Source organism: Pseudarthrobacter sp. lyk4-40-TYG-27, from assembly GCF_030209295.1.
Lineage (GTDB): Bacteria > Actinomycetota > Actinomycetes > Actinomycetales > Micrococcaceae > Arthrobacter.
The window spans coordinates 532,196-547,146 of record NZ_JARVSH010000003.1 but is presented as its reverse complement, the minus strand read 5'-3'; the positions used below and the strand labels follow the sequence as shown (position 1 = coordinate 547,146).

General features: G+C 66.7%; 9 protein-coding genes. 2 read left to right on the top strand and 7 right to left on the bottom strand.

Annotation, left to right across the window (positions count from 1 at the left end):
• Window positions 1-11: 11 nt before the first annotated feature.
• From QRM96_RS06970 to QRM96_RS06940, 7 genes are all read right to left on the bottom strand, one after another.
• Window positions 12-1,019, bottom strand: a complete 1,008-nt coding sequence (locus QRM96_RS06970) for an aminoglycoside phosphotransferase family protein (protein WP_285318966.1) — start codon at window positions 1,017-1,019, stop codon at window positions 12-14.
• The gene (locus QRM96_RS06965) at window positions 1,016-2,950 is read right to left on the bottom strand and encodes a hypothetical protein (protein WP_285318964.1); all 1,935 of its coding nucleotides are present in this window, start codon (window positions 2,948-2,950) and stop codon (window positions 1,016-1,018) included. Before QRM96_RS06965 ends, QRM96_RS06970 begins: the two co-directional genes overlap by 4 nt.
• Before the next feature lie 66 nt (window positions 2,951-3,016).
• Window positions 3,017-3,847, bottom strand: a complete 831-nt coding sequence (locus QRM96_RS06960; RefSeq protein ID WP_165837987.1) for a glycoside hydrolase family 16 protein — start codon at window positions 3,845-3,847, stop codon at window positions 3,017-3,019.
• Window positions 3,828-6,041 (bottom strand): hypothetical protein, encoded by a 2,214-nt coding sequence (locus QRM96_RS06955; RefSeq protein ID WP_285318963.1) that lies wholly within the window; start codon window positions 6,039-6,041, stop codon window positions 3,828-3,830. The genes QRM96_RS06960 and QRM96_RS06955 overlap by 20 nt, the downstream gene beginning before the upstream one ends.
• 75 nt (window positions 6,042-6,116) lie before the next feature.
• Window positions 6,117-7,412, bottom strand: coding sequence for a glycosyltransferase family 2 protein (locus QRM96_RS06950; RefSeq protein ID WP_285318961.1), 1,296 nt, complete (start codon window positions 7,410-7,412; stop codon window positions 6,117-6,119).
• Complete coding sequence (locus tag QRM96_RS06945; RefSeq protein WP_018762858.1) at window positions 7,409-8,401, bottom strand: glycosyltransferase; 993 nt, start codon at window positions 8,399-8,401, stop codon at window positions 7,409-7,411. Before QRM96_RS06945 ends, QRM96_RS06950 begins: the two co-directional genes overlap by 4 nt.
• 4 nt (window positions 8,402-8,405) lie before the next feature.
• On the bottom strand, window positions 8,406-9,272 hold the full coding sequence (locus tag QRM96_RS06940; RefSeq protein ID WP_231369907.1) for a glycosyltransferase family 2 protein: 867 nt from the start codon (window positions 9,270-9,272) through the stop codon (window positions 8,406-8,408).
• Between the two features lie 434 nt (window positions 9,273-9,706).
• Here QRM96_RS06940 and QRM96_RS06935 point away from each other — a divergent pair, with 434 nt between their 5' ends.
• Together QRM96_RS06935 and QRM96_RS06930 are read left to right on the top strand one after the other, a co-directional pair.
• Window positions 9,707-11,947, top strand: coding sequence for a PKD domain-containing protein (locus tag QRM96_RS06935; protein ID WP_285318959.1), 2,241 nt, complete (start codon window positions 9,707-9,709; stop codon window positions 11,945-11,947).
• Window positions 11,948-12,250: 303 nt separating this feature from the next.
• Window positions 12,251-14,938 (top strand): helix-turn-helix transcriptional regulator, encoded by a 2,688-nt coding sequence (locus QRM96_RS06930; RefSeq protein ID WP_026264892.1) that lies wholly within the window; start codon window positions 12,251-12,253, stop codon window positions 14,936-14,938.
• Window positions 14,939-14,951 lie beyond the last annotated feature (13 nt).

Sequence of the window (14,951 nt, the reverse complement as noted above, 5' to 3'; positions counted from 1 at the left end):
GGCGCCGTTTCCTAGGCGGCTGTGACGGCGTGGCGCCACAGCCAGTAGTCCCGGTCCGCCTGGAGTGCGGCACGAACCTTGTCCCTGCCCTGCGACGGATCGGCTTCCGCTTCCTGTGCCAGGCGGTCGGCGAGCGTTGCCGTGGACCGCGCCCAGGTGGTGATCACCAGCAGCGGCAGCAGCGAGGCCTCCACTCCCCGCGTGCCAAGGTGGCGCGAAAGCGGGTCCAGCGCCCAACCCCCGGGGCCAAATGCCTTGTCGAAGGCTGCGACCTGGGCGTCCCGGGCGAACGCCTGCTCGCTGGACTCACTGAGGTACTGGAGGTAGAACACCAGGTCGTGGCCGGGGACGCCGTCGGTCAGGGAGCGTTCCCAGTCCATGACCTGCAGGCCACTGCCGGGCTTGACCAGCAGGTTGGGGTGGCTCAGGTCGCCGTGCTCAATGACGGCCGGGAGCCGGGCGGCACGCAGGGGTTCGAGGAGTTCGTGGGTACGCTCAACCAGCTGGCCGGTTTGGGCGTCCGGTCCGGCCAGCCGCTCCAGGGCCGCCAGCGGGGCGGTGACGGCGCGCTGGTACCAGTCAGGGTTGTCCGTTGCAGCATGGGTGCAGGGCAGGGACCCCACAAAGCCCGTCCCGGCCGCGACGGCAGCCGGGAGGTCCGCGGCCACTTTCCGCGGATCCAGGGGAATACCCGTCAATGCCGTCTCGACCAGGACCGTGTACGGTCCCTCGTCGCGGATTCCCACCAGGCGTGGAACACCCGGGCTGTCGACGGCGGCCGAGAGCTGGTCCAGCATGGCGGCCTCACGCCTGACTCCGCTGCTGTCTCCGGGCTGGCGCGGGATCTTCACCACCAGGGCGGGTTCGGTTCCGCGGGCCGGAAAAACCAGGGCCACCACGTGCCGGGAGGTGGTGAAGCGCGGAGTCAGCAGCAGCGTTTCCCACCCGCTGCCAAGGCCGTAGCGGTCAAGGGCGAATTCCTCGAAGTGCTCCCGGAGGAACTGGTCGACGAAGCTCATGGCCGGCCCCCTTCCGGACGCCTGCCCGTGACGGTGCCCTCCGGAACCATGAGGTCGAAGACGTGAAGTGCCAGGGCCAGGTGGGCCGCGGCAGCTTTGAGCGGTCCAAACCGCACATCCTTCCGCAGCGCCAGGGTGTCACGGATGGCCACGCCCGACCGGACCGGAACCAGCCTGGCGGTGCGGTCACGGTTGGGGGCATTCCAGTAGAGGGTGACGTCCTGGTATCCGCGGCGCTCCAGTGTCCGCTTCCATCCCCGGAGTGTCCGGGGGCCGGAGCGCTGGAGCAACGAACGGCTGGCTTCCACGCAAATCCATCCCCCGGGTTCCAGCGCCAGGCCGGCGGCTTCCACGTGTCCGCGGCCCGGAGATGCCAGCAGCACCACGTCGCATGACGCGCCGGCCGGGCCGGCCAGGCGGACGGCCTCCGGGTCCAGGAGCCGCAGCGCCGCCTCCGTTTCCTGGCTCACCTGTCCGGCGAAACCAAGGTTGCGGGGCTGCAGGACCGGAATCAGGAATCGCCAGTCCAGGAGGCGCCAGAGGTGCAGGGCCAGGGCCTCCGCCGCGCCGGCGCCAGGAGCCGCCGGGGCCACACTTTCCTGCGCAGCAGGACTCCTGCCGTTACCGGCATTGCGACGTCGGGTGGCCGGTCGGGTGCCGGCAGGGCGCGACAACGTCTCCCAGACAATGCCGGTGGCCACCCGCTGGACGGCCGCCGCCGGCTGCGCCGCATCGACCACCCGGCCGCCCGGGAGGCGCCCGGCCAGCTTCAGGTAGTCCTGCCGCCAGGATTCCAGCAGCTCCGGGCTGTGTTCGCCTTTCCGCTCAAACATCACGGGGCCGGGTACATCCAGCACGAGGAGGACGTCCGGGGCCGGGATTACCGCCAGCGCGAGTGCGTTGCTCATCCCGGCCAGGGGTCCGCCGCCGGAGCCGCCCAGCAGCGCGTCGTACGCTACGCGGTCCATCAGCACTACCTTGCCCATGCGGCGGTAGAACCTGGCCAGTACTCCGCCGCGCACCAGCCGGTAGATCTTCTTCCCGGTCCGTCCGCCGGGGATCCGGCCTAGGACCTTGTCCCAGGGGCCGGCTCCCCACAGGCCCATGTAAACGTACTTGGTAGGCAGCGGAACGTCGGCGTGCAGGCCGTTGAGCAACGTGGTCTTCCCGGCTCCGTCCGGTGCCATGACGCCCAGCAGCGGAGTGTGCCCGCGGACTTGGGCCCCGGCATGCCTCAGCACCCTGTTGGCTCCCGCAATCAGGCGCGGGCTCAAGCCGCCGCGCCAAGCGGCACGCATGCGGGCCGCCGTCCCGGGAACGTCGTCGAACCGTCCGTCCAGGACCGATTCCACCATCTCGGCCACCAGCCCGGCACCCACCCGGCGCCTGACCGACTCCGCGATGCGCCCGCCGTCGGCCGCTGTCCTTGCTGCGGCACGCGCCAACGGGTGCCGCTCCGGGGAAATGCTGCCCTTGTCCATGAACAGGTGGAGCAGGAGCAGCCATGCCTGGTCGGCAGGGTCCGGCATCCAGTGCGTTCCGCGGCGCACCCTTCGGCGCAGGCAGCGGGCCGCCCACGGGGTGCGCCACTGCTGGTAGGGCCCGAACGCGAGGTCGGAGACGACATCGAGCTTGATCCAGGCCCCGTCATCCACCGCATAGTGGAAGTAGAACCTGTGGCTGCCGTGGCCCGGCGCCCGGACCCGGCAGAACCCCGCGGCAGCCAGCAGTCCATCCAGCACGGGCAGGACGCCTTTGTCCACAAGGATGTCCACGTCGCCGGCCGGCAGGGCGAGGTCATCCCCGCCGCGGAGCAGCAGCCACGGCCAGCTGGACGCATCGAGGGCATCGAAGACCGCGGCCAGCCGGGGATGGACGCGCAGGATTTCCGTCGCGGCACCACCGGCCGGCAGGTTGTTCAGGACGTCCACGGCGCCACCCTCCAATCGGTTGCCGGAGCCAACTCCGGGGGTACGGGGCAAAGGTGTTCGGGGGGCCTAGGGTGTGTAGGCATACTGCACCACCCAATCGACCTGGAGGTGTCCGGCAGTGCCGGGGGCGGGGAAGGTACTGGAGGCGTCGTCGGCCGTTTCCACCTGGAGCGTCCAGCGCATGGGGGTGTCCGGCACTCCCGCCGGCTTGGTGGTCTGGTCCACGAGCTTCCCGTCAAGGAACCACTGGACCAGGCCGGGACGCCATTCGATGGTGGCAACGTGCCACTGCCCCGGCCGGGCCGCCGAATAGCGCCTGTCACCGGGGTCGAACTGCATGCCGGTCGGCGTCCGGGTTCCCTTGATCGCGGAGTTTCCGTAGAGGGACCCGTCCAGGGCGCCCTCCGGCCAGTCGATCTCTCCCTCGTTCCAGTCGTCGCTGGCCGGCCAGAGGAGGAATGCCACCTTGTAGCCCGGAATGGAGTCGTACCTGAACCGGACGGAATACCTTCCGTAAGTCTGGCCCGAGTACCCAAAGGGGATGACGCTGGCCACCCGCGGCCGGTTGTTCGAATAGTGGAGGTGGAAATCGAGGTAGCCGTCGTGGACCGACAAGACCTGGTCAGGGGTGTACGTTCCGAACCCTGAGGAATCGGACAGTCCGTCGTAGCCGCGCATGTCCTGGCCGTAGACGCCGCCTACGGCCCCTGGTGCCGCAGCGACGTTGAAGTCCTGGACCATGGTCTGGCGCCAGGAGGGCAGGTCCCCGCGGGGCGCCCCGTTGACCTGCGATGAATCGGCATGCAGGGCCAGCAGGGCCGCCCCCACCAGGGAAAGGGACGTCACCGTGACCAGCGACAGTTGGTACACCCGGCCGCTAGTTGCCCCAGTCAGCACGGGAAACCTCATAGATACGCACCGACTTGTTCTCAAAGACAACCTGTGCGGCCTTGGATACGTCCAGGTCGTGCTCCAACGGGACCATGGCATCCTTGGAGAACTGCCGCAGGACACCGGTCGAGGTCCGCTGCTGGAGGTCGGAGACCACAACGAACAGCCGGTCCGAGGCCCGCAGGTTCGCTCCGGCCCGGGTCTTGTCCACATAGGCCACCATGTCGTCCCCGGTGAAGGGCTGGGTGGAACTGTGGAGCTTGGAGGCAACCGAAACCAACTGGCCGGTGCGGAGGTAGAAGGAATAGTGCGGGCCAATCAGGAGCGGCAGGTGGTAGTTGGTTTCCACCACCGCATCGCCCTTCCGGACGTTCGAATCGAGCCAGCGGCTGGCCGAAACATCCGCCGCGGGCACCCGGACGTTGGCCTCGTTCTGGAAATACACCGCGGTGAACATGACCGCCAGGACTGTGACCGCCGACGCTGCCCCTACCACGGTCCTCCTGGTGGGCACCCTGCCGGCCCAGAGGAACCACGCCGCGCCGATGGCCAGCCACGGAAGGGCAAACATGAACACGCGGAGCCTGCCTTCGCCGCCATAGGAGGTGCCGAAAAGCCCAAGGATCGGCGTTGCAGCCAGCGTCCCCACGATCAGGGTGGTGCGGATGTTGCCCAGGCGGATGTTGCGGATGAATCCAAGACCGGCCAGCAGTGCGGTGAACAAGGACAGGGCGAGCGCCTCGCGGGCCAGCCACCGACCGGAGAGGAGGGATGGGCCGGGACTTCCGTTGGACGCCTTGTACCCGGCGTTGGCGAAGAAATCGAAACCGCTCAGAAGGCCGTACTTGCCCGCCACGAAATCGACGTTGGGCAGGAGGTAGAGCAAAGCCATCAGCAGAAGTGCCGGTGCAACCCAGGCGGGCTTGAAGTAGCGGGTCAGGAACAGGGGGAAGAGGCCCAGGATGGCCAGATAGGGAGTCAACTGGTGGCTCATCACGATCATTGCCTGCAGGACAAGGACCGCAACGATAGCCAGCGCCTGCTGCCGGCCGCTGTACGTTGGGGGTTCATCCACCTGGGCCTCGGACTTGGCGAGCCGGGCCGCCACCCGGCGCTCCAGCTTGAGTACCCAGCCGGCTGGTGTGCCGCGCAGGAACGTCAGGATCACCAGGCACATCGTCAGGTGCAGGGTGTAGGCAAAGGCCTGCGGTGAGTAGTAGTTCTGGTTGAGCCAGTTGGTGAGGGTGAACACCAGGGCGGCGGTCCAGTAGATCCGCGGGTTCCGGGTCAGGGCCCGGGCGATTGCGAGCACCAGCGCAACACTCATGAGCGCGAACACCGGTTCAGCCCAGCCTGCGTACGCCATGGGGTCCTGGTATCCGCTGGATTCGCCGAGGAAGGCGCTGAAGAGGAAAAACCCGGGCCAGCGGTTGTAGATATCGATGCTGGGATCGAAATGCCCGGTGGTCTGGATCAGGTCCGTGACGGCAATGTGTTTGTACGTCCACGGCAGCCGCGGGACGGCGGTCAGCAGCCCGGCAGAGGAGTACAACATCACCACCAGCCCGGTCAGGGAGGCTCCCGCGAGCCAGCCTGAATGCAGCCGCTGCCGCGAGATGCTCCAGATGCACAGGGCCACGACCAGCGCCAGCGCGGCGTACCAGGTCACCGGGAAGGCAGTCAGGAGCCCTAAGTCACCCAGGCGCGGGTTAGTCGCGGCAAGGGAGGCCACCCACATGCCCATGGCGGCCACCAGGACCAGCCACGGCGCATAGGTGCCGGGTTGCGGGCGGGGCAGCGGGGAGGAGGCAGCCCGGATCCGTTCCGGGCCGGGAACCAGGAGGGCGACGGCGGCTGCCAGCATGATCCCGACGGCGGCGGGCCGGGGATTCCAGAGTTGCAGCCAACCCATGGCCGCGGCGGTCAGGGCGAAGGCCGTAGCGCCGGCAACGAGCGTGAATACCAGGCGGGCTGCCGGGTCCACACTGGGGAGCCACCGCACCAGCGCCCAGCCGGGCAGGACCAGGCAAGCCAGGAGTTTGGCGCCGGCGAAGGTCTCACCCCCGATGTCGAACAGGATCAGGGCCGCCGTCACGGTGCTCAACAAGGCCAGGGCGTAATCGGCGTATCCGGGCCTGCGCCGGCGCGACGTGCGGGAGTTCATGGGACCGGAGACGTCACCCCTGATAAGAAGCGCCATACTGTTTCAACTCCTGGGTTTGGCTTGCCACTGGCGGAGGGTTACTCCGCACCAGCACTGGGTGGACTGTGTTTGCTAACTGCCGGCTGTCCGGCGGGACTGCAGGTACTTGTAGGGGCCCACGGCCACGGCCAACATCTGCAGCCAGGCGAGCCTGGCCACCTGGGCTTCGAGGGAACCGTGGGCCGGTGGACCTTGGAGAGCCGGCCGGGCAGGGTGCTGGTGGGCCAGGTATTCCATCCCCACGCCCCAGCTCCTGGCCAGCGCCAGCCTGGCGGTGTGCGGGTCCATCATCACTTTCGTCATCCATGCGCCCAGCCCGGTGCCGTACCCGCGGGCCTGCACCCGGAGGTCTTCGAGTCCGTCCCGGTGGCGGTGCCACACGATCGCTGCCGGCTGGACCACCAGGGCATATCCGGCCAGGATGACCCGGGTGAACATGTCGATATCCTCGCCGCCGCCCGTGGGGGTACCCACACCCAAGGCCGGGTCGAATCCGCCGAGGGTGAGGGCGGCGTGGCGCTTCAGGGCGAAGTTCGCTCCGGTCCCGAAAGCCCCCGGGCTGAACGGGAACTTCGGCAGCCCCTCGGGCGGGTCTGCCAGGGAATAGACCCGCGGCACCAGGCTCCGCGACCAGCTCACCTTCGCATCGAAGTAGCCCTGGGTGGGGGTCCTGAGCTCCCCTGCCGGGACCAGGCCGGTGACACAGGCCGCCTCGGGAGCGGCTTCGAACGCAGCGGCAATCTCCCACAACCAGGACCTGTCGACAACCACGTCGTCGTCCGTGAACGCCACCAGGCTTCCCCTGGCGTGTTCCAGGCCGGTGTTCCTGGCGTTGGACAGGCCGGGAGCGGGTTCGGTGACCAGGCGCACGCGCTTGTCCCTGAAGTCCCGGCGCACCAGTTCCTCCGTGTCGTGCGTCGCCGGTGCGTTGTCAACCACCACCACGTCGAAGCGGGGATAGTCGAGCGCAAGGATGGTCATCAGCGCCCCCCGCAGCTGCGGCGTGCGGTCCCTGGTGCACACCACTACTGTGATGTGCGGGGCCGTCACTGCCGGCGGGAATGAAGTGACACGTGGCAAGGCCGCCAAGGCGTCCTCGAATACAACCCGATCCACGATTCCCGACGGCGACGGCACGTCGACAAATCCCCGCACGACCCCCGACGCGCGCACCAACAGCCGTGCCCGTTCGTATCCGGCATGGTTCTCCAGTTCAAAGTGCGAGCAATCCGCAAGATCCTCCAGGTCCACTGACCCGATCCACCGGGCCCCCGGCCAGACCGGAGGCAACGCGGACTCCATGGCGGGCACCAGGATCAGTGCTTCGCCCTGAAGACCCTCAAGCACACGGCTGGCGCCCTCGCTCATTGCACTTCCCTCCACTGACCGCCGGCCGGAACCAGGGCGTCGTCCGCCTCATCGGGGCCGGTCCAGTGTTGGAGGCGGCGCCCTTGGAAGTACCCGGCCGCAGTGCAGGCAAGCACCGCAATCACGGCCCCCGCACGGCCCAGCCCGTCGGCGCTGCCGTCGCGGCCCCAGGAACGCAGCCCGGTGAACACCGCCCGCGGAAGGACGCTGCGCACGTACCGGCGCTCGGGCCCGAGGGCCCGTTTGTGGCCCACCAACTGGCTGACCTGGGCTTTGGAGAGCCCTTCGGACCAGGAGCGGGACATCATGTACCTCAACGTTCCGCGGGAGGCGGGGACGTGGTGGTGGACCAGCGCCGCCGGTTCGTACACGATGCGCGAACCGGGCGACCCCATCTGGGAGCGGATGCAGATTTCGGTCTCCTCACAGCCCAGCGGCAAGGTGCCCTTGCGTCCCAGCGAGAGGTTGAATCCGCCTACTTGGCGCAGGACCTCGAGCCGGAAGGACATGTTGGCGCCGATGACGTTGCGGACTTCGGAGGCCACCCGCGGCATGCCCCGGTGACTGCAGCCCACGATCCAGTCAAGTTCCTCCGCGAAATAGCCCGGCCGGCCGGCCTCCCACAGCGGGACCACCTTGCCGCCCACGGCCAAAACGTCCGGATCGTCGTACAGCGCCACCAGGCGCTCGAGCCAGTCCGGCGCTGCCTCGGCATCGTCGTCAAGGAAGGCGACAATGTCCGACTCAGCGAGCCCAACGCCGGTATTGCGTGCCCCGGACAGACCGGCCTGCCCGGTGCTCTCCACCACGGTGACGTCGTCGACGATCTCGACGAGCCTCTCGTACAGGTCCTCGTTATGGTCAACCACCACCAGCACCTGGTCCGGGGCCAGGGTTTGCTGGCGCACCGACTCGATGACATCGAGCAACATCCCCCACCGCGCCGACGTGTACGCGCAGATCACCACCGTCACGGAAAGGGGTTTCATGCGATCAAGCATGGTGGCTCACCGCCGGAGTAAGGACGCTGTGCGGGTCCACGGGCAGGCGCGGGAAGCGGACGTTGGAGTAGGTGTACTTCACGCGGCGGAGGGCCTCGGGGCGTGCTCCGGCTGTGGGGGCCTCCCACACGGCGCATTCCCGGGCCAGGGTGTGCAGCACGCGCCACCCGTCGCGGAACGTCTGGAGGTTGGAGGCGCCGGAGATCCTGTCCAGCTCCAAGCTGGGGACCTCGGCGATCCGCAGTCCCGCCTTGGCGGCCCGGACGATGAGTTCGGTTTCGATTTCGAAACCGTCGGACTCAAGCTCCAGCACCTCCAGGCATTCGCGCCGGAAAGCGATGTAGCCGTAGCAGAGGTCCGAATAATTGCTGTGCAGGACAGCGTTCGCAAGTCCCGTCAGTGCCCGGTTCCCGGCCTTCCGCAGCCGGGTCAGGTCTTCGGACCCGCCGCCGGTGACGTGCCGGGATCCCTTGACGAAATCGAAGTCATGCTGAAGGGGCGCCACGAACCACCCGATCTCCTGCGGATCCATGCTGCCATCGGCATCCAGCATCACGATGATGTCCCCGCTGGCGGCCGCGAAGCCGGAACGAAGGGCCACGCCCTTGCCTTTCCGGGGTTCGTTGACCACCACGACGTCCGAGCGAAGCGCCTTGGCCACTTCGACGGTGTTGTCCTGCGAACGCCCGTCCACGATCACCACTTCATCGACGTAAGAGGGCATCCGGCGCAGAACCCAGGGAAGGTTCTTTTCCTCGTTCAACGTGGGAATAACAACGCTGATTGAAGCTTGTGGAAATAAGAGTCCCGGCTGGGAAAACAAAGCCGGCAGTTGGGGCGAAATCGACAATTGCCTCACCACTTCATGACAGTTCGGATTCTGGACAATGCCGCCGGCGGTTTCGCCGCGGCACATACGCTTGATCCGGTCATGGTCTGGTCGCTGATCCCCCAGCAACCCATCGCCAATCCTCTGGCCGTTCCCGGCAGACTACCCCCTACCTAATCCGGGTATCACGAGTAGTAGGTACTCACTTTTTACCCGGGGTTTACCCCCTGTTAGGCAAGTAGAGGGCTCGGTGTTTGCCGTTCCGATTAGGTATAGGGGATTACTGCGCGCCCGAAACCATTAGGTAGGGGGAGTGCAAAAACCCCCATTTAGGTAAGCCACCTACATTGCCCACGGCGGCGTTCAGGCTTACGCTTCTCGGTACTTGGGGGCTTGAGCTCTTTGTTTCTGGGCCAACGGGCATACGTCCCCTGAACTTTTCCTCATGCCCCAGGAGTTCCCTTATGAAGCTCAGACACTTCCCCCATCGGATGGGCCAGGCCCTCGTCGTCGCACTCGTTCTCGCAGCTTCCATCCTCGGCGTACCCGGTGCCGCTGTGGCCGACACCGTTTACGGCACCCAAGGCATGGCCTACTCCGGGGTGGCGAACCCGCCCACATCGGACAAACCACAGAGCAAGTTGTGGTGGAACGACGGATCCTGGTGGGCGGACATGTGGAAGACCGGCACCGGATGGAGTATCTACCGGCTGGACCGGACCTCCAACAGCTGGGTGGATACCGGAGTCGTGAACGACACCCGGGGCAGCACCCTCGCGGATACGTTCTGGGACGGCACCCATCTGTTCATCGCCTCGCATGTGGTGACCGTCAGCACCGACGGCACTCCCAAGCCATCACTTTCCGGCCAGCCGGCAAAGCTTTACCGGTACAGCTATTCAGGCGGCAAGTACACGCTGGACAGCGGCTTCCCCACCACGATCACCAACAATTCAAGTGAATCCATGACGATCGATGCGGACTCCATCGGCGGAATCTGGGCGACGTGGACGCAGGTGGGCGGGAACTCGACGTCCGGCTTCACCAACACTGTCTACGTGAACTACTCCAGCAACAACGGCGCAACGTGGGGTACCCCGTTCGTCCTCCCGGTGGCCAGCCCCAACCCGGCGCCAGATGACATTTCGGCCGTGGTGGCATTCGGCGGCGGCCAGATCGGCGTCATGTGGAGCGACCAGCGGACCGACACGATGTGGTGGGCCACGCACGCCGACGGAAAGCCCGCCAACTCCAACTGGAAACTCCAGCCGGCAATCAGGGGCAACGGTCAGGCCGATGACCACCTGAACCTCAAGACCCTGCAGGCAGACACCTCGGGCCGGGTGTTCGCCGCAGTGAAGACGAGCCTCAATGACACGTCCTCCAACAAGACACTTCCGCAGCTGGTCCTGTTGGTCTTCAAGCCGGGCACCGGCGCCTTCACCCAGTCCACCATTGCCACCACCGGCGACTGCGTCTCCCGCCCACAGATCGTGCTGGACACCCAGAACAACCTGGTGCGGGCATTCCACACGGCACCGCCCACGTCGGTGTCCGGCTGCGCGTTCTCCGGCGTCGCCGGCAGCATCTACGAGAAGACCGCCTCCATGGACAATCCTGTCTTTGGATCGGGGCGCGGCACACCGATCATGCAGGCTGCGTCGTCGTCGAACATCAATGACGTCACCACCAGCAAGCAGAGCGTGAACAACACCACCGGGCTGGTGGTCATGGCCAGCGACAACGTGGCCAAGCGCTACTGGTTCTCCGACCGGCCCTTGGGCGGCACTCCGCCGCCGGCAGGGCAGGCGCCGGTGGCATCGTTCACCGCCAACCCCACCACGGGCACGGCGCCGCTGAACGTCACCTTCACGGACACGTCCACGAATACGCCCACGTCCTGGGCGTGGGACTTTGGCGACGGCGGCACGGCAACAATCCAGAATCCCGCCCATTCCTACGCGGCGGCTGGCACCTACACCGCCAAGCTCACGGCCACCAACAGCACGGGTTCGTCCTCCGCGACGGCCACTATCAGCGTCACCAGCACACCACCACCGCCGACATCCGGCGGGATCACGGTGGTGAACGCCAACACAGCGAACTCGGGCACCGCCGTGACCACGGCTTCGCTGGCAGTTCCCGCCGGCACTTCCGCCGGTGACGTCCTGGTTGCCGCCATCACCGTGGACCTCAATCCCGGCCTGACGGCGCCTGCCGGCTGGACCGCGATCGTCAACGGGCAGTCCATCAACAGTTCCTCCACCTCCGGAGCACGGGCTTACGCCTTCTACAAAGTGGTGGGCGCCGCCGACCCGGCCACCTATAACTGGACCCTCAGTTCAGCGGCAAAATGGGGTGGCGGCATCACGGCATACCGTGGAGTCAACAACACCGCGCCGCTGGACAGCCCGGTGGTGACGGCGGCTGACACCAGCTACTCCGCCACCAGCATCACGGTGGGCAGCATCACCACGGCCACCAACGGCGCCATGCTGATCGGCGGAGTGGGTTGCGACTGCAGCGCCCCGGTGGTCACCGCGCCATCGGGCTGGACCGAACGCTGGGAGGCCGCGGCCGGCCAGGTTGCCGAGCAGGCGGACAAACCGCAGGCGACGGCGGGGGCCAGCGGAACAGCCACCTGGACGTTGAGTGCCGCCCGCGCGATCGTTGCCTGGCGAACGGCGCTTAAGCCGGCCGCCTAGGCATACCCGACGAGCGATAAGGGAAGCGGTTCCGGGGATCCATACCGGCCCCGGGGCCGCTCCTTGCCGTTTGGCGAAATACAAAAAATGGCGAAGTAAATTTCGCACCAAATGCATACTGACGCATTCTTGAGTAATTTCCGTGCCAAATCTTGATGAAATCCAGCGGTAACGGTGTGGTGGAATGGTTCATTCCGGGGCTATATTCACTCATACCGGATGAACCCGCGCTGGGGCGCGTGAATCAACCTTAAATTGGCAGTGCAAGAATGCGGTCTCCTTCTTCGACGAATGGGGAACGCCATGCCGCTAGTGGGCCGGAACAAAGAACTGGACCGAATCCTGTCCGTCGTCCGCGGACCCAAGGAAGCTGCCTTGGCGATAGCCGGCAACAGGGGCACGGGAAAATCAGCCCTGCTTGCAGAAATCCCCACCTTGTCCGACTACCGGACCGTCTTCATGGCTGCCAGCGCCGCCGAATCGGACTGGCCGCTGTCCGGACTGACGGCGCTCCTGAACAATATGGACGATCCGGTCCTCAACCGGATCGCCGACGATCTTCTCCGCGACACCGCCGGAGACCTGAACGTTCCCGCCGTGTCCGGCATGCTCCTGAACGGCCTGCACCAGCGTTCGTCGTCCCGGACCGTGATCGTGATCGACAACGCCGACCAGCTGGACCACAGCAGCCAGGAAGTCCTCGGGTTCCTGGCCCGCCGGCTCGCCGGCACCGACGTCGTCCTGGTCTTCGGACTGCGGGCGGACCTGCCCGAAGGCCCTTTCAGCGGCTTGCCCGTGCTGCAGCTTGGCCCGCTCACGTACAGCGACACCGTGCGGGTGCTCGAAAGCATCCCCACCAAGCGGACCACGACGGCGGCCGCCCATGCGGTGGCCGCAGCCACCCGCGGCAACCCCCTTGCCGCCGTCGAACTCTACAAGCAGCTCATGGACAGGCACGCTGAAGGAAAGTACGCCCTGCCCGTCCCGCTCGCATCGGTGGGAAGCTTTGACGCCGAGTACGCGTCAGCGGTGGGTGCGCTGACCCCCGGCGCCCGCGGCGTCCTGGACCTGCTGGCGCTGTCCTACCGCAGCGATATTTCCACGATCGAAAAGATCGACCACGACGTGTGGACCAGCGTGGACGAGCTCCTCAGCGCCGGCCTGGTCAAGCGCACCGGGCCGCACCTCGGGATTAGCGACCAATTGCTCAGGGGAGCCGTCTTCAACGCCATGACCCCTGCGGTGCGCACCGCCAACCACCGCGCCCTGGCGGAAGCAGCCAACAACACCGACCCCTACGCCCGCAGGTGGCACCTGAGTTTCACCGCACTGGAACGCAAAACCCCATTCCAGCTGCTCCGGCACGCCGTCGACCTGATCCGCGGCGGCGAGGTGGTTTTCGCAGTGGAGTACATCGAACGGGCACTGACCATCAATCCCTGGGAGGCCGAAACGGCGGCACGGCTCACCACGCTGGCGGAACTCCTGTTCAACCGGGGTGAATTTGTCTATGCCCGGCGCTACCTGGAATGGGCGCAGCGGGTGACCCGGAACCCGGCGCTGATCCTGCGGCTTACCGGCCTGTCCTTCGAGATCCAGTTCGCCCAGGGCGCCGCCGTGCGCTCCAGCATGGTGCTGCGCCTCGTGAAAGAGTTCGGCCAGCACGATCCCGCCTACGCGGCGAGCCTGCTGGCCATCGGAGCCCTCTACTACGCCGAGCGGTGGGAGTTGAAGGACGCGGCCGAGCTCCTCCGGTGCGGCAGCGGCTTCAAGGGCTCCGCTTCCGCACAGTGCCTGGCTATTGCCGGCCGGGCCGCAACCCTCGTGGAATCCATCAGCGGCAATACCGCGAACCTTGCCTCCAAGTACGAGCAATCCGGCACCGCGCGGGTTGCCGGGCTCCTGGTCCAAGGCCGGGCACTGACCTACGCCGAGCACTATGAAAGCGCCCAGGAAGCTTTTGCCATGCTCCGGGGCTCGGCGGAACCCGGCCACGTCAACTGGCGCGAAACCGCAGCCCTGATGGCAGTCGACAACGAAATCAGGGCGGGGAACGTCCGCGCCGCAGTCACGCTGATCGACGACCTGGACCGCACCGAACCGGAGATCAAATACCACCGAGGGGTACGGCACTACTTCCGGGTCTGGCGCGCCTACGCCACGGGTGATGCCGCACGTGCCCAGGCGCACGCCGTCGAGGCCCACCGTTATGCGGGCACGGACAGCCACCCGGCCCTTACTGCCCAGCTCGCCGCATGCCAAGGGCATTTTGCCTTGCTGCGCGGTGACCTGGCGGAGTCCGTTGCCCAGTTGTCGCGGGCCGTCGAGATCGGCATGGGGTTCGGCAACCCCACCCTCCTGCGGTGCGAAGCCGATCTGGTGGAGGTGCTCATCCGCCTTGGCCGGCACCATGAGGCCACCCAGGCGCTAATGCGCCTCGAGGGCCGTTCCGCAGGGTTGCGTTCCCCCTGGCTGATGATGGTCGTAACCCGGAGCCGCGCCATGCTGGCCGACGGCGAACAATCGCTGCAGCTCTTCTCCCAGGCCCTCCAGGGCCGGAACGGGCACATGCTGGAGCACGCCAGGACACTGATGTGCTACGCGGAGCGGCTCCACGCCTTTGGCAAGCTGCGCGACGCACGGGACGCCCTGCTCCGGGCAAAGGTGATGTTCGACGAGGCAGGAGCGGACGCCTGGACCCAGCACGTGGATGCCCTGCTCCTGGACGAACGCGTGGAACCGGTCCGGCAGCAGGGCAACCCGGCCTTGCTGATGCTCGCAGACCATGAGCGCTCATTGGCCAAAATGGTGGCCCGCGGCATGCGGAACAAGGAAATTGCGGCCACGCTGTATGTCTCTGTGCGCACTGTGGAAGTGCGCCTGACTGCCATCTACCGAAAGCTTGGTGTCGAGTCCCGGGCCCAGCTCACCGCCCTCGCGGCGGACAAGGGACCGGCCGCCAGGGAACCCTACGTGTTGCCCGTTTTGTAGGCGAAATTTCTTC

Coding starts and splice junctions, on each gene's coding strand:
- QRM96_RS06970 (WP_285318966.1), bottom strand. CDS start 1,019: ATGAGCTTCGTCGACCAGTTCCTCCGGGAGCACTTCGAGGAATTCGCC.
- QRM96_RS06955 (WP_285318963.1), bottom strand. CDS start 6,041: ATGGCGCTTCTTATCAGGGGTGACGTCTCCGGTCCCATGAACTCCCGC.
- QRM96_RS06950 (WP_285318961.1), bottom strand. CDS start 7,412: ATGAGCGAGGGCGCCAGCCGTGTGCTTGAGGGTCTTCAGGGCGAAGCA.
- QRM96_RS06945 (WP_018762858.1), bottom strand. CDS start 8,401: ATGAAACCCCTTTCCGTGACGGTGGTGATCTGCGCGTACACGTCGGCG.
- QRM96_RS06935 (WP_285318959.1), top strand. CDS start 9,707: ATGAAGCTCAGACACTTCCCCCATCGGATGGGCCAGGCCCTCGTCGTC.
- QRM96_RS06930 (WP_026264892.1), top strand. CDS start 12,251: ATGCCGCTAGTGGGCCGGAACAAAGAACTGGACCGAATCCTGTCCGTC.